General features: G+C 36.9%; 22 protein-coding genes. 18 read left to right on the plus strand and 4 right to left on the minus strand.

Translation table 11 applies throughout. The features are described from left to right. The first annotated feature begins 22 nt into the window (after window positions 1–22). The 4 genes from LDK52_RS13310 to LDK52_RS13325 all read left to right on the plus strand — a co-directional run bounded on the left by LDK52_RS13310 (window position 23) and on the right by LDK52_RS13325 (window position 3,150). Window positions 23–1,177, plus strand: coding sequence for a saccharopine dehydrogenase family protein (locus LDK52_RS13310; protein WP_277586444.1), 1,155 nt, complete (start codon window positions 23–25; stop codon window positions 1,175–1,177). A 43-nt stretch (window positions 1,178–1,220) separates the two neighbouring features. Next, entirely contained in the window at window positions 1,221–1,877 is a 657-nt protein-coding gene (locus tag LDK52_RS13315) for an amino acid ABC transporter permease (protein ID WP_277586445.1), read from the plus strand. A 36-nt stretch (window positions 1,878–1,913) separates the two neighbouring features. Continuing rightward, the gene (locus LDK52_RS13320) at window positions 1,914–2,663 is read left to right on the plus strand and encodes an amino acid ABC transporter ATP-binding protein (RefSeq protein ID WP_277586446.1); all 750 of its coding nucleotides are present in this window, start codon (window positions 1,914–1,916) and stop codon (window positions 2,661–2,663) included. A 157-nt stretch (window positions 2,664–2,820) separates the two neighbouring features. Then, the gene (locus tag LDK52_RS13325) at window positions 2,821–3,150 is read left to right on the plus strand and encodes a hypothetical protein (RefSeq protein WP_277586447.1); all 330 of its coding nucleotides are present in this window, start codon (window positions 2,821–2,823) and stop codon (window positions 3,148–3,150) included. 82 nt (window positions 3,151–3,232) lie between these two features. On the opposite strand, the gene LDK52_RS13330 is transcribed toward LDK52_RS13325, so the two are convergent. After that, window positions 3,233–3,484: a hypothetical protein gene (locus LDK52_RS13330; protein WP_277586448.1), complete on the minus strand. Its 252-nt coding sequence runs from the start codon at window positions 3,482–3,484 to the stop codon at window positions 3,233–3,235. 100 nt (window positions 3,485–3,584) lie between these two features. Continuing rightward, window positions 3,585–4,655 (minus strand): hypothetical protein, encoded by a 1,071-nt coding sequence (locus tag LDK52_RS13335; RefSeq protein ID WP_277586449.1) that lies wholly within the window; start codon window positions 4,653–4,655, stop codon window positions 3,585–3,587. Between the two features lie 355 nt (window positions 4,656–5,010). Between LDK52_RS13335 and LDK52_RS13340 the strand changes: the two genes are divergently transcribed. The 14 genes from LDK52_RS13340 (at window position 5,011) to LDK52_RS13405 (ending at window position 19,979) form a co-directional block, all read left to right on the plus strand. After that, complete coding sequence (locus LDK52_RS13340) at window positions 5,011–5,868, plus strand: MurR/RpiR family transcriptional regulator (RefSeq protein WP_277586450.1); 858 nt, start codon at window positions 5,011–5,013, stop codon at window positions 5,866–5,868. A 26-nt stretch (window positions 5,869–5,894) separates the two neighbouring features. Further along, on the plus strand, window positions 5,895–6,491 hold the full coding sequence (locus LDK52_RS13345; protein WP_277586451.1) for a DUF624 domain-containing protein: 597 nt from the start codon (window positions 5,895–5,897) through the stop codon (window positions 6,489–6,491). A gap of 169 nt (window positions 6,492–6,660) precedes the next feature. Further along, complete coding sequence (locus tag LDK52_RS13350; protein WP_277586452.1) at window positions 6,661–7,938, plus strand: ABC transporter substrate-binding protein; 1,278 nt, start codon at window positions 6,661–6,663, stop codon at window positions 7,936–7,938. 61 nt (window positions 7,939–7,999) lie between these two features. Continuing rightward, window positions 8,000–8,899, plus strand: coding sequence for a carbohydrate ABC transporter permease (locus LDK52_RS13355; protein WP_277586453.1), 900 nt, complete (start codon window positions 8,000–8,002; stop codon window positions 8,897–8,899). Window positions 8,900–8,912: 13 nt separating this feature from the next. Then, window positions 8,913–9,746, plus strand: a complete 834-nt coding sequence (locus LDK52_RS13360; protein WP_277586454.1) for a carbohydrate ABC transporter permease — start codon at window positions 8,913–8,915, stop codon at window positions 9,744–9,746. A 41-nt stretch (window positions 9,747–9,787) separates the two neighbouring features. Continuing rightward, window positions 9,788–11,335 carry a DUF4127 family protein gene (locus tag LDK52_RS13365; protein ID WP_277586455.1) on the plus strand — a complete coding sequence of 516 codons (1,548 nt, stop codon included), beginning with the start codon at window positions 9,788–9,790 and terminating at the stop codon, window positions 11,333–11,335. An 81-nt stretch (window positions 11,336–11,416) separates the two neighbouring features. Continuing rightward, window positions 11,417–12,994, plus strand: coding sequence for an FAD-dependent oxidoreductase (locus tag LDK52_RS13370; RefSeq protein ID WP_277586456.1), 1,578 nt, complete (start codon window positions 11,417–11,419; stop codon window positions 12,992–12,994). Window positions 12,995–13,008: 14 nt separating this feature from the next. After that, a complete protein-coding gene (locus LDK52_RS13375; protein WP_277586457.1) occupies window positions 13,009–14,178 on the plus strand; it encodes an alpha amylase family protein in 1,170 nt (389 codons plus the stop codon). Window positions 14,179–14,220: 42 nt separating this feature from the next. Continuing rightward, entirely contained in the window at window positions 14,221–14,913 is a 693-nt protein-coding gene (locus LDK52_RS13380) for an N-acetylmannosamine-6-phosphate 2-epimerase (RefSeq protein ID WP_277586458.1), read from the plus strand. A 22-nt stretch (window positions 14,914–14,935) separates the two neighbouring features. Then, window positions 14,936–15,817, plus strand: coding sequence for an ROK family protein (locus LDK52_RS13385; RefSeq protein WP_277586459.1), 882 nt, complete (start codon window positions 14,936–14,938; stop codon window positions 15,815–15,817). 17 nt (window positions 15,818–15,834) lie between these two features. After that, window positions 15,835–16,548: an alpha/beta hydrolase gene (locus LDK52_RS13390; protein ID WP_277586460.1), complete on the plus strand. Its 714-nt coding sequence runs from the start codon at window positions 15,835–15,837 to the stop codon at window positions 16,546–16,548. A gap of 1 nt (window position 16,549) precedes the next feature. Then, entirely contained in the window at window positions 16,550–18,430 is a 1,881-nt protein-coding gene (locus LDK52_RS13395; RefSeq protein WP_277586461.1) for a beta-N-acetylhexosaminidase, read from the plus strand. Between the two features lie 45 nt (window positions 18,431–18,475). Then, the gene (locus tag LDK52_RS13400; protein ID WP_277586462.1) at window positions 18,476–19,531 is read left to right on the plus strand and encodes an SGNH/GDSL hydrolase family protein; all 1,056 of its coding nucleotides are present in this window, start codon (window positions 18,476–18,478) and stop codon (window positions 19,529–19,531) included. Between the two features lie 226 nt (window positions 19,532–19,757). Continuing rightward, window positions 19,758–19,979: a hypothetical protein gene (locus LDK52_RS13405; RefSeq protein WP_277586463.1), complete on the plus strand. Its 222-nt coding sequence runs from the start codon at window positions 19,758–19,760 to the stop codon at window positions 19,977–19,979. Window positions 19,980–20,193: 214 nt separating this feature from the next. On the opposite strand, the gene LDK52_RS13410 is transcribed toward LDK52_RS13405, so the two are convergent. Next, complete coding sequence (locus tag LDK52_RS13410; RefSeq protein WP_277586464.1) at window positions 20,194–21,498, minus strand: ATP-binding protein; 1,305 nt, start codon at window positions 21,496–21,498, stop codon at window positions 20,194–20,196. Window positions 21,499–21,546: 48 nt separating this feature from the next. Further along, on the minus strand, window positions 21,547–22,569 hold the full coding sequence (locus LDK52_RS13415; protein ID WP_277586465.1) for a sensor histidine kinase: 1,023 nt from the start codon (window positions 22,567–22,569) through the stop codon (window positions 21,547–21,549). Window positions 22,570–23,094: the final 525 nt, after the last annotated feature.

Consider the following 23,094-nt stretch of genomic DNA (forward strand, 5'->3'; position numbering starts at 1 on the left):
ATGATAAGGAGGGAAGGAAACCTTGCATATTGTCGTTTTAGGTACAGGGATGATTGGCACAACGGTCGTATGTGAACTTGCTAAATTTACGGAAATAGACTTAATCACTGCTGTGGATGTGAGACAAGAGAGTATTGATAAATGTTTAGAAATCTCCAATAGTCCTAAAGTTATTGGGAAAGTTGCTTCATTAGAAACGAAAGAAGATATAGCTGAAGTGTTGAAGGGTATCGATGTGGCGGTTGCTTGCCTTCCTCATTCTTTAAGTCTCGTTGCTATAAAAGCAGCAATAGAATCCAAATGCCATTTGGTAGATCTAGTAGGATCTATGTTCAAAGAAAAAATAGAATTACATGAATCTGCGAGGGATGCAGGGGTAATTATCGTTCCAGGCTGTGGAGTAGCTCCTGGAATAACGAACTTTTTGGCGGCTCAAGGAATTGAGATGCTAGATGAAGCAGAAGAAGCGATTATGATTTGTGGGGGAATTCCAAGACATCCAGTTCCTCCATTATGGTATCAAGTTGTTTTTCGACTAGAAAGTGTGCTGGGTCTTTATACAAAACCCGCTATTGCAGTTGAAAATGGGAAACTTGTAGAATTATCTCCTTTATCAGGTTTAGAAAAGATGACATTCCCTCTACCCGTAGGTAACTGTGAAGCTGTTATTACAGATGCTCATAGCACGGCTTATATACTAAAAGATAAAGTGAAAAACCTATACGAAAAAACAGTTAGGTATCCTGGACATTGGGGCAAGATGGATGTTTTGGGAGAACTGGGATTTCTCGATAATAATCCTATTGAAATAGAGGGAGTTACGATAACGCCACGAGCTTTTGCAGAACGAGTTCTGGCACCGAAAATGATTGGAGCCTCTAATGAAGATGTAACCGTGCTAAGAGTCGAAGTTAGTGGCATAAAGGATGGGAAACCAACCAAATTTACATGGGAAATGGTTGACCTATACGATCACGAGCGAAAAATTACGTCTATGGCCAAAACTACGGCCATTCCTGCAGCAATAATGGCGAAATGGATTGCATGTAAAAAGATTATAGAGACAGGTGTCGTACCAGTAGAGAGCTTAATCATTAGGGAAAGATACCAACCATTTATGGAGGAGTTAAATAATCTAGGAATTCAAATAGATTTTAAAGAGGATATTTTGAACTAAGGGGAATATCAACCTTGTAATTCGTCGGAAAGGAGGTTGATGTATGGATGTTACGATAATTATTGATTCATTGCCATCCTTACTTAAGGCAACTTTAATGACTATATTATTGGCTGCGATATCTATTGTAATCGCGCTCATTATTGGATTTTTCACTGCGATTGTAAGAATACTAAAAGTAAAAATATTAAATGGAATTGCAACGACGTATGTTTCCATTATTCGTGGAACTCCTCTGCTTGTTCAGATCTTTGTCATTTACTATGGTTTACCGCAAATCGGTATTTCTTTAGATCCGATATCTTCAGGAGTAGTGGCGTTAAGTTTAAATGCTGGTGCTTACTTATCAGAATCCTTTCGGGCATCAATACTTGCTGTGGATAATGGCCAGATGGAAGCGTCACTATCCATGGGAATGACGTATTCGCAAGCATTAAGGAGAATTATTCTCCCACAGAGCCTTCGAATAGCTATTCCTACCTTATCCAACACATTTATTGTACTTATCAAAGATACCTCTCTAGTCTCCGTAATAACCGTAACCGAACTACTGCAAATGTCGAGTTTGATCATTGCGAAAACTTTTGAACCACTTACCATCTATTTACTAGCTGCGGCTATTTATTGGGTATTAATAACTTTCTTCACAACCATTTTAGATAAACTAGAAGTTCGGTCGTCAAAATACTTGGTTCGATAGGTGTAACGTATTGAATACGAATGATAGGAGATGTCTATGAGTATCATTCAAGTTAAAAATTTGAAAAAAACCTTTGGAACGAATGAGGTATTACAAGGGATAGATTTAACAATTGCTAAAAGTGAAGTGGTCGTAATTATGGGACCAAGCGGCTCTGGAAAATCTACCTTATTACGTTGTTTAAATTTCTTAGAAGAACCAACAGAGGGAACTATTCGTATTGGTGAATTCCAAGTAGATGCAGGTGGCAATAAAAATCGCAAACGAAAAAAAGAAATAAGAGAACTTAGAAAGATAACCGGGTTCGTATTTCAATCGTTCAATCTGTTTCCACATAAAACTGCTATTGAAAATGTGATGGAAGGTCCAATAATTATCCATGGAACCAAAGTAGAAGAAGCAAGAATACTAGCGAAGGCTCTTCTGACAAAAGTTGGTCTTGGTGACAGATGTGATTACTACCCAGCCCAGTTGTCAGGCGGGCAACAGCAAAGAGTAGCTATTGCAAGGTCGTTAGCGTTAAATCCAATGGTTATGCTCTACGACGAACCTACTTCTGCTTTAGACCCCGAGCTTGTGAAAGAAGTTTTACAGGTCATAAAGGATTTAGCACGAGAAGGAATGACGATGATCATAGTTACACATGAAATGAACTTTGCAAAAGATGTCGCAGATAGAGTCATATTTATGGATAAAGGAGTAATTGTCGAACAAGGAACATCAGAAGAAATCTTCCTTAACCCAAAAGAAGACAGAACAAGACAGTTCTTATCGATAGTTGAGTGAACGAAATGAAAAGTAATAGGTTTAAAAGCTACTCGAAAATAAACATATACAAATAGAATCCCACTGGAACAAGTGTAATCGTTCCAGTGGGATTTTGTTTATTTCATATGCTACCATTAGTAAAGAGTATCAGCTATTCACGCATGGAGGATTTCAAATGATTGAAGTAATAACGGTAGTAAATATGTTAGTGGAAGTAAAAAATACGAAAGATTATGAAAAAAAAGTAGAAAAGATTTTGCGGCCCAGGATTCGATCGATTCAACATATAGAGACGATTAGTATGTCTGAACCAAATGAACAACTGATCGTAAGTGCTTTGGTAAAGTATAGAGTGCTCATAGAAGAAAGAATGGAAAACAAGTTTTTAGATGATTATGTGGGTCTCGTTCTCCCGATGTTTTATAATCGTTTTAAAGCGATGCCGGTAAGCAATCAAATTTATAAAATTTCGCGGGTCAAAAAAGAGCATGGTGCTCGGCGTTAATATTTGTTTGGCACATAGGGAACCTAAAAAGTTCTGATTATTAAATACTGGGGCTAACCATAGTATAAGTTCTGAGCACTTATCAACTCACAACAAGTTCCTTCTCAGTTTCCTCTGATTCTACCGGTTCTAGAAAAGTAGGTAATAAGGAAGGAAACGCGAATTTAAATGTCGTACCTTCTCCAACATCACTTTCTACATGAATTGTACCATTCATCGTGGAGAGGTATTGGGTACGATTTTCTTTTGAAATAGCATCATTTTGTAAAAGTCGAACAAAACCAATTGCAGCTGTCAACGGGTAAACGGGAAGGTAGAGTTTAAAAATTAGCATGAAAAATAAAAAAAAGTAGGACGGAGGTTTACTCTCCCTCCTACTTTTTTGGGGGAGACAGAGAGCCAGTCCCTGCGAGCCCCCTTACGTTTGGTTTAACTTAATTTTCTGGGACAAAGTATATAACAGAAGGGCCAGATGCACCGCCTGGAAGACTCGTAACAAAATCGTATTGATTTCCGTTGGCTCCAATTGTTTCAGTCGCAAACTTCCATGCATTTACATAGCTTAGAAACCCTGTAGTCTTAAGCTTACCGTTCCATTGCATAGCAAAATGACCAAATCCACCTGCGGGGTTGTCGTAGATGGAGAGTTGCTGTGGACGATGTAAAGCATTTTCCACTTTAACGTCTAAATTATATAAAACACCGTAGTTCCCATTGTTGATTACCGGTTTGTTTGCATCTACTACACTAATACCTTCTTCGTATTCTCCCGGTAATTTATCGCTCCATTGACCAGAAGCTGCAGAAGATAGTCGAATATATGCATTTCCTAATGCGGTATCATAAGTAAGTATACCCTCACGATCAAAATGTGGGAAACTTCCACGAACATGTGAATCAGGCGCTAAGACTTCAACAGAAAGTGGGTCAGCTGGTTTTTCTACATAGTTAAGTATGGTTGCGGTGACACTGGCCGGCTGATGACGGTGTTTCGTATAGACATCATATTGGGCAATCCCGCTAACTGTTTCTCCATCATCTGCATTTTTTTCCAGGTAATAGCTTTCGCCAGGTTGCAATGTTAAAATATATTTTTTTTCAGCCTTTTCTTCTAGAAATTGTACTAACGCTTCTTTTCCAGCTACGTCAGGATAAATACTCACTGAAGCTCCAACTCCTTTGGAATACAGCATCACTGGTTCGTCCGAAGTATTCGTTAGTGCTAGGCTGACGTTTCGATCCTCCCCACTAACATTTTGATGATGCCAAAATACACGGAATTCACCTGTAGCACTGTCTCGATAAAACGCACCATTGTCGGAGTAAGTTTCTGGAGAATCACTTAGTATCAGTTTTCCTCCTGTTTGTTTTAATTCTGGTTTTTCTAGATGAACCGCAGGCTTAAGTGTTTCAATTGGAACATAATTCTCATTGGCAAATGACTGATTAGGCAGAAGAAATGCTAATAGAATAGTACCTAAAACTAAAGCAGACTTTCTTTTCATTCGTTTTCCTCCTCTCAAATTTGCGAAATCCCAATAATCACTGACAATTTATCTGAAGAAGTCAAAAAGGGATCTCAATATTTATAATATTCTATATATAATGAATTTTTCCTCCTTTTTTAAAAATATAAGTGGATGGATTTTCTTTTTTATCTGAAGGATGAAAAAGGCAACTGCACATCTAGAAAAATGGTGAGTCGAGATATCAATCTTAGAACTCTCAACAAACTTGTTATAATATTGACGAATAGATTGAGATTTTGTATTCTGTAATTGGAGGAGAAATCCTCTTTCAATTTAAGTGGAGGAATATTTCTTCAAGTGGATTTAAGAACCAATATAAAGGAGAATTATTATGCCGAAGAATGAGAAAGTAAACCCTCTTTTAATTATTAAATCAGTTTATAACTCGCTTACGAAAACAGAGCAAAAGGTAGCGGATTATATTATGGTCAATTATGCGGAGGCTGTGTATTCCTCTGTAACTGATTTAGCGGAAGGCGTGGGGGTTGGTGAAACAACCGTCTTGCGTTTTTGTAGAAAGTTAGGATATAGAGGATTTCAAGAATTTAAATTAGCAATTGCACAAAATCTAATGGGAGTTGACGAACAAGTCTATGGAAAAATAGATGAACAAGATTCCGTTGATATAGTTGCGAAAAAGATAGCTACTCAAAATGTCAGTGCTTTAAATGATACGGTGGCATTACTCGCAGAGAGTACTTTGCAATCTGCGGTAGGCAAAATTAACAGTGCAAAGAAGATCTATTTCTTTGGTGTGGGTTCTTCTGGATTTACGGCTTTGGATGGTCAACATAGATTAATGAGACTGGGTTATAATACGGAACATGTTTCTGATTCACATATCATGTCAATGACTGCTTCGTTATTAGGTAAAGAGGATTTAATTATTGCTATCTCTTCATCAGGAAGTACAAAGGATGTTGTGGATGCAATTGAAATTGCGAAGGAAAACAATGCTTGTATTATTTGTATTACAAATCAAGCTAGGTCACCTATTACAAAATTTGCAGATTTAATTCTTTTGGCTGCAAATAAGGAATCACCATTTGAAGGGGGAATTTTTTCTTCCAAGATTGCTCAGCTTTTACTATTAGATGTTCTAGCAACGAATGCTGCTCTTCGCAATAAAGAACAAGCGTCCAAAGCGATAAAAAGTACGGCAGAATCAGTTCTTGATAAATTGTACTAACTAACTAATAGAAAAAGGTGAAAATCATGACTTCTTCAAATAATAAACTATTTGAAGTTCTTGAATATATTGTAGATTTAGTTCTATTAAACTTTTTATTCATAATATGCTCACTTCCATTAGTAACTGCTTACCCTGCCTTTGTAGCATTGGTAGGAGCTATTAAAGGTTTGTCTGAAGATAAACCAATACCAGCTTGGAAACAGTTTTTTAAGCTCTTTTATGATTATCTAAAAAAAGGAATTACAATCTGGCTTGTTCTTCTATTTGTTTCAGTTGTCATAATAGGGGATATTATGGCTGTTAATTATTTGCCAAATACATTACAGAATTTTCTTCTGCCCTTTAATATAATTGCAACTCTTTTATTCTTAGGAGTATTTTGCAATCTTACCAAACTATTTATATTAGGTGAACATCGTTTTAAAACATTATTTATTCGAAGTATTTTTCTATTCTTTAGACAGCCCCAAAAGCCATTACTTATCGTTTTCATCAATGCAATTATTGTCATACTATCCGTCTACCTAAAATTTGTTCCCTTTATTATTACTTTCAGTTTTCTTGCCTTTACCTGTTCTTCAATTTTGTTTGCTAAGGATCATGAAATAAATAATAGTTAGTTTAATATGAAAATGGAGATTTTTTTATTTTTTTTAAAAAAAGGTGGATTTAATCTCCAAAAAGTGTTACATTTCTAAATAGATAGATAATTCACTCATGAAAGCATTTCGCGAAAGCGCTTTCATGGAGATATCTAGGATCAAAATAAAAACAGTGGGGGGAAATGAATTGATTAAAGGTTACAAAAAATTATTATCATTAATTATGGTGTTTTTACTTATTTTAGGGGTCTTAGCTGCATGTAACTCTGAAAGTTCAGGAGTAAAGGATTCAGAAAAAGGGAAAGATAAAAAAACAACTGTTGAATTTTGGACAATTTCGCTTCAACCAACATTTAATGATTATTTCAATGAACTTATTGCAAAATACGAAGAAGAGAATCCAGGGGTGAAAATTGACTGGAAAGATTTTCCGTATGACGCAGTTCAGAACAAATTAATGACAAGTATTGCAAGTAAAAAAGCTCCTGACGTAGTTAACTTAAATACTGTAATGGCGAACCAATTGGCTTCGAAAAGTGCCTTAGTTGATTTCAATCAACAGTTAACTGACGAGCAAAAAGGAATTTATTTTGAAGGAATCTATAATTCTACTTTGCAAGGTGAAGGTGCATATGCACTTCCATGGTATACGGGTATTCCGGTTCTTTATATCAATAAGTCATTAGCAGAAAAAGCAGGTATTGATATAAATAATCCTCCACAAACAAAAGAAGATCTAGCAAACTGGGGTAAACAAATTGCAGACAAAACAGATTCTTTTGGATACGTATTCAGTATGGAGACTCGATCTATCCTTGAAGAGGGCTTCAAAATTGTAGAAGGTGATAAAGCGATATTCAATAATGATGAAGTAAAGGAATATATCCAAGGCAATATTAATTTAATCGAAGCTGGTGTTATTCCAAAGGATATTCCAGCATTTGATAAACAAGTTCAACTATTTGGTAGTGAACAAGTAGGTATGATCATCTCGAGTTCTTCGTTTATTAACCAATTAAAAACTGCTTCACCAGATGTATATAAAAATACAATCGCTGTTCCAGCACCAGTTGGAAAAGCAGGTATTCGTTTTACAAACACTATGAATCTAGTTGTTCCAAAGGAATCTAAGAATGTAGATTTTGCAACTGCATTTGCACATTATGTAACAAATGATGCGAATCAATTAGCATTCTCGAAAGCAGCAAACACGCTACCTTCTACTAAAGAAGCTGCAAAGGATGAACATTTCTATAAAAATGATGGAACATTAGAAGGTCAAGCTCTAACTGCTTCTGTTGAAAGTTTAGACAAAGCAACAGACTTTTACCTTGGTATTGAAAATGCAGGTGACGTGGATAGTGCAATAAATAAACATCTACAAAACATCTATATCAATGATCAAGATCTTGATGCTGAGCTTGAAGCAGCTGAGAAAGAAGTTAATGCTATCTTAGCTAGATAATATATGAAAAGTGAATGGGCAGATGAATTTCTGCCCATTTTCGATTAGGAGGAAAAACCGTATGGGAAAAATAAGAACTGTCGGTTTTAGCAGATTTTCAGAGGTTCAAACTGCCTGGCTTTTTATGGCGCCAGGATTAATATTACTTGCTGTATTTACCTTTTGGCCGATTATTTTCAGTCTACCTTTGGCATTTACGAACTATTCGGTTATTGGGGAAACGTCGTTTGTAGGACTTGAGAACTTTAAGCGTGCATTTTCTGACATTGATTTTATTGCGTCGATTAAAAACTCTCTACTATATATGATTATTGTGCCTTTTATTCAAATTATCTCTATCTTAATGGCTATTCTAGTGAATCGAAAAATAGCGGGCATAAAGTTTTTCCGGACTGCCTATTATATTCCGGTTGTTACTTCTATGGTTGCTGTTGCGATAATCTGGGGTTGGTTAATGAGCTCTAATGGGGTACTTAACTATCTCTTAATGTCTACTGGTCTATTAAGTGAAAAGATTAACTGGTTGTCTGATAAAGATACAGCACTATGGGCCTTGATGTTTATTACCTTATGGAAAGGATTAGGTTATTATATGATGATCTATCTTGCAGGCCTACAAGCTGTTCCAAATGATTGTATTGAGGCTGCAAGAATCGATGGTGCAAGTAACTTCGAAGTCATTACTAAGATCACTATCCCTCTGTTAAAGCCATATATGTTCTTCTGTACATTAATCTCTTTAATGGCAGCTATTCGTGTATTTGATGAAGTTTTCGTCTTAACGTCCGGTGGACCTGGTAATGCAACATTAACAAGTAGTGTGTATATCTACCAACAAGGATTTGAACAATTTGAATTTGGATATTCATCCGCCCTAGGATTAATTGTTAGTTTCATTATTATGTTCTTTAGTATTTTCATCTTCGTGTTTAACAGGAAGGGTGGTGTAAATCCATATTAATATGGATAAGCCAATGAAAAATACAAATCAACTAAAAAAATTAATCAGTAAGTTTTTTGTTTATGTGTTGCTAATCTTATTTGCCATTTTCATGATGGGACCATTCATTTGGCTAATAAGTGTATCTCTCATGCCTGGAAAGAATATTTTTGCATTTCCACCTGCAATATTTCCAACCTTCATTGATTTCAGAAATTATTTGGAAGTATGGGAATACATGGACTTTCTTAAATATATTTGGAATACGGTTATTATCACATTCTTAGGTGTAACCCTCAGTCTTTTATTCAGTGCTTTAACGGCATATCCGTTAGCTATTTTTAAATTTAAAGGTAGAAACTTTGTCTTCCTGTTGCTCATCTCAACGATGATTATTCCAGCAGCTGCAGGACTTGTAGTTAACTATTTAACGATTAATGCGATGGGATTAATTAATACCTTTACTGGTGTTGTCCTTCCAACACTTGTGTCCGTATTCAATGTATTCCTATTCAGACAGGCGTTCATGGGAATACCAACCGATATAAGGGATTCTGGAAAAATGGACGGAGCATCCGAAATTCGGATTTGGGGTCAATTAATGATGCCAATGATTAAACCAGCCGTTGCCGTTGTTGGGCTATTTGAATTTATGGCGAACTGGAATAGCTTCTTATGGCCAATTATTGTATTAAATACTGAAAAATACCCGTTAGCTTCTGCATTAAGCTTTCTAAATGGACAGTTTTCATATAACTTTGGTTGGATTGCTGCTGGAACGGTAATTTCAGTATTGCCAATCATCTTCGTATTCTTATTTACACAAAAATACTATATGGAAGGAATTTCAGGTGCGGTTAAAGGATAATACATCTGAAACGAAAAGAGCCAAGAAAAGGGAGATTTCGAATGTATAAAATTGCTTATATCCCATTAGACGAACGCCCCTGTAACTACTCCTTCCCAAACTTTCTTGGGGACAGAGGGACAGGTTCCTCGTCCCATGGAGAAGTGAATCTCATAAGACCAGATTTGAGCTTAATGGGGAATAAAAAAGTTCCAGGAAACATGGAAAAGATATGGGAATGGCTGTATGAGGAATCAGTAGATTCAGACGGACTAATTCTGTCATTAGATACATTATTATTTGGAGGAATCATTCCTTCTCGATTGCACTCTCTAACATTGGATGAATGCAGGAATGCACTCGCAAGGCTTTCCGGTATTAAGGAAATACATCCAGACGTAAAAATATATGCATCCAACTTAATCATGAGATGTCCCAAGTATTCAAGTAGTGACGAAGAGCCGGATTATTACGAAGACTGGGGAAGTGAGATTTTTCAATACGGGGAATTGCATCATCTGATTTCAGCCAATGTAGCATCTGAGGAAAATCATAAGCAGTACGAAAACTTAAAGCAACAAATACCACAAGAAATAATAGATGACTATTTATCTAGAAGGAAAATCAATGTAGAGGTCAATAAGCTTGTCCTTGAGTATGTGAATAACGGCTTGATTGATTTCTTGATCATTCCTCAAGATGATTCCGCACCTTACGGATGGACTGCGATTGATCAACAAGAAGTTAGAGGAGCGATTGCCTCTCATAATCTTGAGCTAGATGTGTATATGTATCCCGGCGCAGATGAAGTCGGCTGTACATTGTTGGCGAAAATGATCAACAGCTTTAAAGGGAAGAGACCATTGGTATATCCAGTTTTCTCAAGTACACAAGGTCCGTCTGTCACACCGTTATATGAGGATCGTCCTTTAATGGAAACTCTTAAATATCAAGTTTTAGCAGCAGGTGGACTTATTACCTCAAACCGGTCAGAAGCTGACTTTGCATTATTCGTGAATTCGCCAGTAGAGCCGATGATGGAAGCAGCCTACCAAGACAATCTTAGTACAAAATATCAGGTGAATCGAAATCTAATTGATTTTGTGGAACAACTTGATTTTACAATGAATGAAAGAAACATCCCATGTGTAGTGGCGGATGTTGCGTTTGCGAATGGCTCAGATTTGGCGTTCCTGAAACTAATGAAAAGAAAAAATCTTCTTTTTAAATTAGCTGGTTACGCTGGCTGGAATACGAGCTCAAATACGTTAGGAACATGCATTACACAAGGAATGCTTCACAATATATATGGTAACACCCAAAAACATACTAATTTTCTAGCACTGCGTTATGTAGAAGATGCGGGATATTGCAGTTTTGTCAGAAATAATGTCACGAATACCATCTTGCCTGAATTAGGTTATGACTACTTCCTTGTCGACGGAAAGAATGGAAGGGTTTCTGAAATTGTTCAGGAGCAATTGAAGGAGTTTATTAAGGAAAATCTCATCGATGAAGATAACGAGATAAAGATCAAAAAGTGTTACATGCCTTGGAGTCGTATGTTTGAAGTCGGTCTGGAAGTTGAGAATATACGTAGAGTTAAATAAAATGGGACAGATTCCTGTTCCGAGTATAAATATGGTGGAAAGACGGACCTGTCCGTGTGACCCACAAAGGAGTTGCCGGTAATGGGGAAGCAAGAATCTACAGATGTTGTGGTGATAGGCGGAGGTTTAGGTGGTTGTATGGCCGCATTAGCTGTTGCCAAAATGGGTTTAAAGGTCATTATTACGGAAGAAACAGATTGGCTGGGTGGACAGCTTACAAGTCAGGCGGTACCTCCAGATGAGCATAAATGGATTGAAAAATACGGTAGTACCAACACGTATCGAGAATTTAGAAATAGAGTACGTCAATATTATCGCGATAACTATCCACTTACAAAAGAAGCGAGAGAAAATGAAATACTAAACCCCGGAAATGGCTGGGTAAGTCGGTTAGCACATGAACCAAAGGTTGCCTTAAAGGTAATTGAAGATATGCTTGCCCCATACCTAAACAGTGGGAAGATAAAAGTTCTATACAACTATAAACCCTTAGATGCGAAGACAGAAGATGATATCGTAAAATCTGTCACCGTGACTCACATTGAAAAATCTCAAACAATTGAATTGATTGGTCAATACTTTTTAGATGCCACAGAATGTGGGGATGTTCTGCCAATTGCAGGGGTTGAATATGTGTCAGGTGCCGAGGCAAGAAACGAAACTGGAGAACCCCATGCTCTAGAGGAAGCAAATCCAATCGATATGCAATCTTTTACATATGTGTTTGCGGTTGATTATGTCGAAGGTGGCAATTTTACCATTGATAAACCCGAGCAGTTTGATTTTTGGCGCGAGTATATGCCAAGCTTCTCGCATCTGCCTCTTTTTAGCTGGTATGCAACAGATGCCGATGATACATCCAAGCTAAAACAATTTACGTTACTCCAAAATAATGAAGGAATTCCTTCATTATTTACCTATCGAAGAATACTAGATACAGAGAATATAGAAGGGGATTTATATGAAGGCGATATTTCCCTCATAAATTGGGCGCAGAATGACTATTTTCATGGTCCGATCTATGGAGTATCAGATGAGGAAATTGAAAAGAACTTATTCAATGCGAAACAACAAAGCTTATCTCTCTTGTACTGGCTACAAACAGAAGCACCGAGACTTGACGGTGGAAAAGGCTACCCTGGATTAAGACTCCGTAAGGATGTATTGGATACGGAGGACGGCCTTGCCAAATATCCATATATTCGAGAATCAAGAAGAATTAAGGCTGTATACACCATCACAGAAAAAGATGTCAGTAAAGAAATAAGAGGAGACCAAGGGATATGCGAGTATTTTGATAGTGTAGGTGTTGGAAGTTATCATCTGGATTTACATCATACAACGGTTTCCAAACGAAGCTTCTATATCCCAAATTATCCTTATGAAATTCCACTTGGTGCTTTATTACCAATCCGTGTAAAGAATCTACTCCCTGCTTGTAAAAATATCGGGACTACTCAAGTTACAAATGGATGTTACAGACTTCACCCAACGGAATGGAATATTGGAGAATCAGCAGGTTACTTAGTGGCGTATTCGTTATTAAACAATGTTATTCCTCATCAGGTAAGACAAGAGGAGGAATACCTAAAGGATTATCAAAAACTTCTAGTAAATAACGGCATTCAGCTACATTGGCCAGAAGATATTGACCTATAGGAAGGGTGAGAAAAGTGGACCAATCAAACATATTATGGGTGGATTTTTTAGCAAACGGTACTCGATTGTTAGAGCCGGATAAAATGAAAGAGCTAATTCAACATGCCCTTAAAAGTAAGATTACGCATCTTATAGTTGATGCAAAAATCCCATATGGATTTACAACATTTCCAAGTGAATTTGCCTATCATGTTAGTGAAATGAAGGACGAACAGTATCATGCTTGGAAGGGTCGAGATTTTCTTCAAGAAATGATCCTTCATGCAAAAGGCTCAGGTCTGAAAATAATCGCAAATGTCGATATATTTGCTGAAGGAAATGGAATAGAAAAAGAAGGAATGGTTTATGACAAGCCCGAGTGGCAAGTTGTTCATTATAACCAGTCCCTTTCTAATATGCCAACAGCTGAGGAAAATCACAATGATCCAACTGTCTTTGTTAACCCGATTCACCCGGAGGTTGAAGCATATGAACTAAATATTATTCGAGAAATTGTGAGTACCTATGATATAGATGGTGTTGTTTTAGATAGATGTAGATATCCAAACATCTATGGAGATTTTAGCAATTTAAGTAAAGGGAAATTTGAAGATTATATCGGCCAAGAACTGAAAAACTGGCCAGAGGATATTATGACTGTTGAGGAAAAGAAACCTATATTCGGTCCGCTTTTTCCAAAATGGGCAGAGTTCCGTGCTAAAAACATTAAAAACTTTGTTCAAAAAGCAAAAAGTGTGGTTAAAACAAAGAATTCAGATTTAATTTTTACAATATATGTGGGTTCATGGTATCCGCTATATTATAACGAAGGTGTCAACTGGGGGAGTGAAACCTTTCTCCCTTCATTAGAATGGGCTTCTGAAACGTATCATACAACGGGATATGCAGAGGAATTTGATTTTATCATGACAGGCTGCTACTACAATGAGGTTACGATGGAAGAAGCAGAGAGCAATGGGAGACCTGCTAGTTGGTATAGTGTCGAAGGTGCGATTGATATGAGCAAGGAAGTTATTAATGGGAAAATTCCGGTGATTGCTAGTTTATATTTGAAGGATTATACCAACAATGTTGAACAATTTAAGAAGGCTGTTCAGCTATGTAAAGAACGGTCCAACGGAGTAATGCTTTTTGATACGGTGTATTTAGAGGATTACAAATGGTGGAGCGAACTAGACCTTTAAAATAATAATCCTAGGGAGGAGTAGGTAACTGGAGTGCATGAAATGGATAACAAACAAGCGTTTTTTGACAAAATTTATAAAAAGTTAGTCGTGTCTTGTCAAGCATTGCCTCATGAACCTCTTCATAGCTCCTATATCATGAGCAAAATGGCGGTGGCTGCAACCCAGGCAGGCGCAAGTGGCATACGGGCTAATAGTGTAGAAGATATTCATGAAATTAAAAAAGTAACTGACTTACCAATTATCGGGATTATTAAACAGGACTATGACAATTCTGATGTTTTTATCACTCCAACAATGAGGGAGATTGATCTTCTTGTAAAAGAAGGGGTAGATATGATTGCATTAGATGCCACTATTCGAGTGAGACCTGATGGTTATACAATTACAGCGATTTTTCCAGAAATCAGAAGGAAATATCCACATCAACTATTTATGGCGGACTGCTCGACACTAGAAGAAGGTATTCAAGCAGAAAATTTGGGATTTGATGCTGCAGGAACAACATTATGTGGCTATACAGATTATACAAAGGGCGTAAAATTACCTAACATAGATTTGATTAAGCAGTTTGTTAATAATTTAACGATACCGGTAATTGCCGAGGGCGGAATCTCGTCACCAGAGGAATTAAAGGAAGTCTTTACAACTGGGGTTCACTCAGCTGTAGTTGGCTCAGCCATTACACGTCCGCAAGAAATTACAAAACGATTTTTACAAGTTATAGAGGACTAAGTCCCATTGAGGTGAGAGTGAAATGAAAATATTTGCTGCCGATATCGGTGGGACATCGATAAAAATGTGCGTAACCGATGAGAATGGGAATATAGTGTTCTTTAACGAAGTTGAAACGGAAAGTAAAAAGGGTGGACCTTCTATCATTCAAAAATTGGAGGATATAATCTCCAAGTACCCTGATATAGATGCAATCGGTATTAGTACTGCTGGACAGGTAAACAGTGAGGAAGGTTATATTATCTATGCAAATGACAATCTACCAAACTATACTGGTACAAGAATAAAGGATCTCTTAGAATCGAAATTTAACGTGCCTGTTAAGGTAGAAAACGATGTGAATGCAGCGGCTCTTGGTGAAAAATTTTATGGTACTGGTAAGGAGTATCGCGATTTTCTCTTTTTAACTTTCGGAACAGGCATCGGCGGCGCTATTGTGATCGACTCAAAGCTGCATCGTGGTGTTACTGGGATTGCGGGAGAATTTGGTCATATGAACCTCTACCCTAACGGTATCCATTGTGGTTGTGGAAAACGAGGGTGCTATGAGCAATATGGATCCACAACAGCCTTGCTAAGAGAAGTAAAAAAAATATATCCAAACTGCACAAATGGTAGACATCTGTTTGAAATGATACAAGGTGGCGACAAGAGGTTGTTTGAGTTATTAGATACTTGGACAAATGAAGTGGCACTTGGTATTGCCAGTTTAATTCATATCTTCAACCCTCCTTGTGTCATTTTAGGTGGTGGAGTTATGGAACAAGATATGTCGATCAAACTCGTTTCTGAAAAAGTTCAACAACACATAATGGATAGCTATTCAGATGTGAAAATTTTGAAATCACAATTTGGTAATAAAGCTGGACTGTATGGGGCAATTTCATTGCATAAATTTAGCTAAAAAAGGGGCTAAATACATTGAAAAAATGTAATCGTACATTTTATAGTTCTTATTTAAAGAAATCACTAGATTACATGGTTATAACTACTAGCGAGAATATTGAAGATGCTTATCTCTTATACGTTCAGGATGGCAAGGATTATTTAGAGCTGGGAGGACTAGAGAAGGCCATTCAGAATGTAGTGCGTCTAAATCCTGAACTGGCTGACCATCTCGTATTCGTTCTAGTTCATCCTGGCGATTCGATTGAAAGATGGGAATCGTTTAGTAGAAAAGGAGCTTCCTTTCCTAATTACCTGCGTTTTATAAATGATGAATTTATTCCTGATATTGAAAGTAATCTAGGAGTTGAGAAAATTAGTAAAAGAGGCCTTCTGGGAGATTCTTTAGCAGGTAATATTAGCTTAAATATCGCATTAGAAAAGCCGGAAATATGGACGCATGTATTGCTCCAGTCTCCGGCTGTTTCTGAGGGAGATATTAGACAGTTGGAGGCTTTAGATTTATCTACATGGAATGTCTATCAAACCGTAGGAATCTATGAGGATGAGTTTGAATCTGCGATATCTGAGGAAAAATTATATATTTTGACAAGGAATCGCCAATTGTATAGAAGCTTTCTTTTAAAAAGTGTAAATGTAAGTTATATAGAATCTGAGGCCGAGCATCTATGGAAGGTTTGGGAAAGGGATTTACCAGCCGCATTGCAATTTTTTGTGAAGGAGGTTTAACATGAAAATACATTTTACAGGTGATTTAACAGAGGTCATAGAAGGGATTGCAATCCTTAGTGATGAATTGGGAATACAAAGTGCTGAAGACGGATATCCAATTGAAGTGATAAATTGTCAAGGACATTTAGTTGTACAAAATAAAGATGGAAAAGGGCAAATCATCTTTGAAAACAAAATTCATTTTTTTAGAGGGTTAGGACTATGGCTTCAGCACTTTGAAAAATGCAAAGAATTCCATCTAACTGAAGAACCTCAATTTGAAACAAGTGGTGCGATGGTTGATGTTTCGAGAAACGCAGTATTAACAGTCGATGGAATAAAAATGCTATTGAGTAAAATGGCCGTAATGGGCTTAAACATGGTAATGGTTTATACAGAGGAAACGTATGAGGTTCCGGGAATACCTTATTTTGGATATATGCGTGGAAGATACTCTGAGGATGAAATTCGAGAATGTGACGACTATGCCTTCCAATTAGGAATTGAAATGATACCATGTATTCAAACATTGGCTCATTTAAAGGAAGCCTTAAAATGGGGCTTTGCGAATGATATAAAGGATACAGAAGATATTTTACTAGTCGGCGAACCGAAAACCTATGAATTGTTAAAGAGAATGATAGTAGCAGCGTCGAGGCCGTATCGTACGAAGAGAATTCATATCGGAATGGATGAAGCTCTGCAGCTAGGGCGTGGAAAGTACATTGAAAAAAACGGGTATCAGAATCGATTTGAAATAATGAATCAGCATCTTCAGGAAGTAGTATCAATCACAGAGGAATATGGGTTGCAGCCGATGATTTGGAGTGACATGTATTTCAGATTGGCTTCTCAGAATGGAAACTATTATGACTTTGATTCATCGTTGTTGGATCAAGTTAAACAATCCATTCCAAACGTAAAAATGGTGTACTGGGATTACTATCATTCCGATGAAAGCTTTTATGAGGAAATGCTGAATACCCATAAAAAGATCGTGTCAGATCCACTTTTTGCTGGAGGACTGTGGACCTGGAATGGAATCTCTCCAAACTACGCGAGGGCATTTAGGAACTCGGAGGCGGCTTTAAATGCCTGCAGAAAAACAGGAGTTAAAGAGGTCTTTGCAACAATGTGGGGGGATAATGGAGCTGAAACTCCAATCCAAACAGCTCTTCCTGGATTACAACTATTTGCTGAACATACTTATCATAAAGAAGTTAGTAGAGAGCATTTGGAAGAACGATTTACCTACTGTACAGGGTACAAGCTAGATGATTTTCTTTTATTGAATCAATTTGATGAAATCCCTGGAGTCATGGAGGATAACTTATATTCATCAAACCCTTCAAAGTTTTTACTATGGCAGGATGTGTTAGTGGGGCTGTTTGATGAAAATATAAAAGGACTTCCTATCGCTGAGCATTACAAAGGTTTAATGGAGCAAATAGCGGCGGTTAAAGTACGTAATCAGGGCATGGATTTGTTATTTAGCTTTTATGAGCAGCTAGCAAGGGTATTGAGCGTGAAAGCGGAGCTTGGTATTGATTTGAAGTCTGCCTATGATAAGCGGAATAAAATTGGAGTTAAGGTTTGTCTTGAAAAGCTTGAAATTCTTAAAGTAGAGGTTGATTCTTTACGAAAGGCACATAGAGAAGTCTGGTTTTCCGTTAATAAAGCGTTCGGATGGGAAGTTCTAGATATTCGCTATGGAGGCTTATTGACAAGAATCGAAACGGCAGAGTACCGAATACATGGTTGGATAGAAGGCAAAGTAACCAAACTAGAGGAACTTGAAGAAGAGCGCCTTCGTTATGATGGTCCCGAACAATTTCCTGATAACGTAACATTGGGCAGAGGCGAAACATACAGTCGAATCGTAACAGCGGGGAGCATTTAGTGGGACGGCGAACCTGTCAGATTGACCTAGAAAGAGGGATGAAAAGTGAAAGAAGAGATAAGATGGTACGACCCAAAGGATAAACCATTTCGTATTAGTGGCTTTGCGTGGTTTGGCAAGGAGGAACGTTATCGACGACTTCCCGCTCAATCTGTTTATGACATACCCGTATCCGTGGATGAATTAGCGACTAATACTTCCGGTGGACAAATTAGTTTTCGGACAAATGCTTCCAAGCTTGAATTAAAAGTAAAGCTAACTGATGCTGTAAGTTTGGGGAATATGGCTGCTTCAGGTCAATGTGGGTTTGATGTATACGTGGGGGAGCCTGGACAGCAAATGTATTATGCAACTGCCTTTCCATCTCTTCTTGAACATTCGTATGAGAAAACGATTTGGGAGTTTAACAGTAGTAGTCAACACAGTACGGAACAACTAAGAGAAGTGACGTTGAATTTTCCCTTGTATCAGGGGGTAGAGGAAGTACTGATAGGAACAAATCCAGAAGCAATCATTGAACAGCCTACTCCGTATTTATCAGATAAACGAGTGATTTTCTATGGTACTTCCATTACGCAAGGTGCTTGTGCAAGTAGGCCTGGTATGTCTTACACAAATATCCTCAGTCGAAGGTTTAATTTAGAATTTATTAATTTAGGATTCTCCGGAAGTGGGAGAGGTGAAAATGGGGTGGCATTAACCATCCGAGAAATTGAACGGCCAGCCTGCTTTGTTCTTGATTATGAGGCAAATGTTTCATACAAGGAATATCAAGATACACTAATTCCCTTTATCGAAACCTATCGGGAATATCATCCACTTGTCCCTATTATCATCATATCAAGAATTCCGTTTGTACGGGATAAAGCGTTAGGCGAGTACGAGGATTATCAAAACCGAAGAGAATACTCGAAAATAACTGTAGAAAAATTGAAGCAACAAGGCGATGAGAATGTTTCATTTATAGATGGTTCTACTTTGCTAGGTGAATTATGGCATGAGTGCACAGTCGATGGAATCCATCCGAGCGACTTAGGATTTATGGAAATGGTGAATCGTATGGAAAGTGCGTTTGGGTTTTTAAGGAATGTCGAGCTATAAGCATTTATGTTTGGGTCAGCGGGACACAGGTGTGGTTCTGTTCTCAGTGACTAGTTTGGAACAAAATAATAACTACTTGGAGGGTACATGGAGGGTTTCAAATGATTGAAGTAATAACGGTAGTAAATATGTTAGTGGAAGTAAAAAATACGAAAGATTATGAAAAAAAGTAGAAAAGATTTTGCGGCCCAGGATTCGATCGATTCAACATATAGAGACGATTAGTATGTCTGAACCAAATGAAAAACTGATCGTAAGTACTTTGGTGAAGTATAGAGTGCTTATAGAAGAAAGAATGGAAAACAAGTTTCTAGATGATTATGTGGGTCTCGTTCTCCCGATGTTTTATAATCGTTTTAAAGCGACTCCGGTAAGCAATCAAATTTATAAAATTTCGAGGATCAAAAAAGAACTTGGTGCTTGGAGTTTATATTTGTTTGGCTCATAGGGAACCTAAAAAGTTCTGATTATTAAATACTGGGGCTAAACAATATATACGAGGTGTTTTTAAGAGGAAATGGTTGTTTGCAATCGGGTTAATCCTTGTATCTTTGGGAGCATTCGTATTCTAATTTATCAGATGAAAAATAGTTATGAATCAATTAAAACAGACTTGTAATCGAAAATGATACAAGTCTATTTCTAGTATAAGTGCTAAGTGCTTATCGATTCATAACAAGTTCCTTCTCAGTATCCTTATCATCTACTGCTTCTAGAAGAGTAGATGATAAGGAAGGGAATGTAAATTCAAATGTCGTTCCTTTTCCAAGGTTACTCTCTACATGAATTGTACCATTCATAGCACGTACGATACTATACACTACCATAATGCCGAGGCCTGTCCCTTTGCTTCCTTTTGTTGAATAATAAGGCTCACCTAGACGGCTCACTTGTTCAAGTGTCATACCTGAACCAGTATCTTTAACGAGAATGCTTACAGTTGTTGGTGTGCTCTCAATTTCAACCGTTAATATTCCTCCTTTAGGCATTGCTTCTATTGCATTTTTCATGATATTTACAAAGCATTGATGAAATTTTTGTTTGTCTCCTTCAATCTCCTCTCCCATTGAAAAAATGGAAACTATTTTGACTGAATTTCGCTTTGCCAATGGTTGTAGCATTTGAACTACTTGTTCTAGTTCTTCCTTAAGAAGTAGGGGTTCCACCGATTTAAATTCAGGATTAGAGAAATTCAAATAATCTTGAATGACTCTTTCAGCAGATTTCAGCTCGCTTTTAATAATGGAGAGGTATCGAGTATGGTTTTCATTTGAGATAGCCTCATTTGACAAAAGTTGAACAAAACCGATCGCCGCTGTCAATGGGTTACGAATTTCATGACTAATAGCTGCACCCATTTGTTCAACAGCCTCTAAACGTTTGGATTTCATAGTGCGTCGGTGCAATTTAACAGTCATAATAATTTCTTCAATTATATAAGAAATAATTCCAACTCCAATTGGTTGAATGACTAGATAAGCGAACCAAACTTCGGTACTACTATGAGGTAAGTGCCAAATTCCCATAGTAAATGTTTGGGAAAAACTGAACAGAAACGCTACACATATGGAAAAAAGAATCCTTTGCATGGGGGAGCGCTTTAAAAACCATGGAGAGATTCCCCAGAAAAGAATAGCAAGCACTCCATAATAAAGAAATGTCATCCAAAACCCATAATCAATTCCCAAAAAACCTCTTACGATCATAATGAATACAGCTAAAAAAGGGCCTAAACCCATATACAAACCACCGATAATGAACGGAACTTTTCGTAAATCAAAAACTACATTAATGCCTTCTATTTGATAAGTAAAAATAAAACAGAGTATTAAACTAATTACTAAATAAATGATGAAAATAGCTCTGTAAGACAAAGACTCTTTCGACTTTCCTGCCCATAAAACTCCTAACAATAGTAATACGATTAATAGGGATAAGTTGAAAAAGAAATATACTGTTAACTCCAAGAAATTATCTCTCCAATCCTATTTAATGCGAAAAAAATCATCTTTTCTTTACCTTAGTTTATGGAGCTTAAAATGAAATTGGAAGATGGTGCCTTTTCCAATCTCACTTTGAACTTCAATTGTACCTCTCATAGCATGCAAAATACTGTAGGCAACCATCATACTTAGGCCAGTTCCCTTGGCACCTTTCGTAGAGTAATGTGGTTCCCCTATACGTTTAATTTGTTCTTTACTCAATCCTGCTCCTGTATCTTGTATAAAAATAATTACCTTTTTCTGAGTAGCGAGCGTTTTGATCAGTAATGCACCGCCGTTAGGCATGGATTCGATCGAGTTTTTCATAATATTAATAAAGCATTGGTGGAATTTCGATTTGTCTCCTTGGATCGTTACAAGGGTAGAAAAATCAGTAGAAATCTTTACTGAATGATAATTAGCCAGAGGGTGTAGTAATTTTATAATTTGAGTTAGTTCTTTCTGAATATCTAGTTCTTCTATTGGTTCAATAATTGGTTTAGAAAAAGTTAAGTAGTCTTGTATGATACTTTCGGCAGAATCTAAATCATCTTTTATAATGGAGAGATATTCAGTTCTTTTACTATTATCAATAGAACCTTGTTCGAGGAGCTCAATGAATCCAATTGCTGTAGTTAATGGATTTCTAATTTCATGAGATATTGCAGCTCCCATTTGTTCGACCGCTGCCATCTTTTCTTCGATTATTAACTGTTGGTGCAACTGTTGATTTTTTTCTCCTATTTCAATGAGGAATGAAATCACGGCAACCCCAAGCGGAGGTATTATTAAGTAGGCGATGAATAAGTCTAGCAATTGGTCAGAAGGCATTGTTTTTAATGCTATGAATAGGATTGCAACACTTATTAGTAACGTAATACCGGTGGAAATTAGTATTCGAATATTAGAAGTGAGTTTTAAAAACCAAGGAGAAATATACCATATAAAAAAACTAAACACGGTATAAAATACTACTGCTATAAAGAATCCAACGTCTATTCCGTGAAAAGCCCGAAAGAAAACAACCAAAAATCCTAGTATAGGACTGCATCTCAAATAGAGACCGCCCAATAAAAAAGGAATTATCCTCAAATCTACGACATACTCACTTTGTATAGGATTAGAAAAAAGAAAACAAAGTATTAATGAGGAAACAAAATAGAACAAGCCTGCTCTTTTGTGTAAAAGGATACTACCAACTCTCTTGTTTAATAGGATAAAAATAAAAAATAAAATCATTAATAAAGAAAGATTAAATAGAAAATGCATCGTGTTAATTCCCAATATATACCTCTTCTAATAATTTATATAAATTAATAGTAACGAAAGACTAAGGAATATACAATACATATTCAATGAATATTCCGAATATTATATCGAGTAATTTTATCAGGAAATTTACTTGAAAGTGGCATAAAGGGAAATAGTGGATGGTACCAGGTTTTAACCCACTTCTAAATGAAAAATCTACCCTGTGTAAGAAACTATCATGTTTGTTTCTTACACAGGGTCACTTAATCAATGATGATGTCAGTTTCAAACTAACGGAAGAACGTCTTGCATTCCTAACAAGTAAAGTAA

The organism is Psychrobacillus antarcticus, assembly GCF_029533155.1.
Lineage (GTDB): Bacteria > Bacillota > Bacilli > Bacillales_A > Planococcaceae > Psychrobacillus > Psychrobacillus antarcticus.

Excerpts from the sequence above, each read along its gene's own strand:
- LDK52_RS13315 (WP_277586445.1), top strand. The coding sequence starts at position 1,221 with ATGGATGTTACGATAATTATTGATTCATTGCCATCCTTACTTAAGGCA.
- LDK52_RS13320 (WP_277586446.1), top strand. The coding sequence starts at position 1,914 with ATGAGTATCATTCAAGTTAAAAATTTGAAAAAAACCTTTGGAACGAAT.
- LDK52_RS13325 (WP_277586447.1), top strand. The coding sequence starts at position 2,821 with ATGATTGAAGTAATAACGGTAGTAAATATGTTAGTGGAAGTAAAAAAT.
- LDK52_RS13330 (WP_277586448.1), bottom strand. The coding sequence starts at position 3,484 with ATGCTAATTTTTAAACTCTACCTTCCCGTTTACCCGTTGACAGCTGCA.
- LDK52_RS13335 (WP_277586449.1), bottom strand. The coding sequence starts at position 4,655 with ATGAAAAGAAAGTCTGCTTTAGTTTTAGGTACTATTCTATTAGCATTT.
- LDK52_RS13340 (WP_277586450.1), top strand. The coding sequence starts at position 5,011 with ATGCCGAAGAATGAGAAAGTAAACCCTCTTTTAATTATTAAATCAGTT.
- LDK52_RS13345 (WP_277586451.1), top strand. The coding sequence starts at position 5,895 with ATGACTTCTTCAAATAATAAACTATTTGAAGTTCTTGAATATATTGTA.
- LDK52_RS13355 (WP_277586453.1), top strand. The coding sequence starts at position 8,000 with ATGGGAAAAATAAGAACTGTCGGTTTTAGCAGATTTTCAGAGGTTCAA.
- LDK52_RS13360 (WP_277586454.1), top strand. The coding sequence starts at position 8,913 with ATGAAAAATACAAATCAACTAAAAAAATTAATCAGTAAGTTTTTTGTT.
- LDK52_RS13365 (WP_277586455.1), top strand. The coding sequence starts at position 9,788 with ATGTATAAAATTGCTTATATCCCATTAGACGAACGCCCCTGTAACTAC.
- LDK52_RS13370 (WP_277586456.1), top strand. The coding sequence starts at position 11,417 with ATGGGGAAGCAAGAATCTACAGATGTTGTGGTGATAGGCGGAGGTTTA.
- LDK52_RS13380 (WP_277586458.1), top strand. The coding sequence starts at position 14,221 with ATGGATAACAAACAAGCGTTTTTTGACAAAATTTATAAAAAGTTAGTC.
- LDK52_RS13385 (WP_277586459.1), top strand. The coding sequence starts at position 14,936 with ATGAAAATATTTGCTGCCGATATCGGTGGGACATCGATAAAAATGTGC.
- LDK52_RS13395 (WP_277586461.1), top strand. The coding sequence starts at position 16,550 with ATGAAAATACATTTTACAGGTGATTTAACAGAGGTCATAGAAGGGATT.
- LDK52_RS13405 (WP_277586463.1), top strand. The coding sequence starts at position 19,758 with ATGTCTGAACCAAATGAAAAACTGATCGTAAGTACTTTGGTGAAGTAT.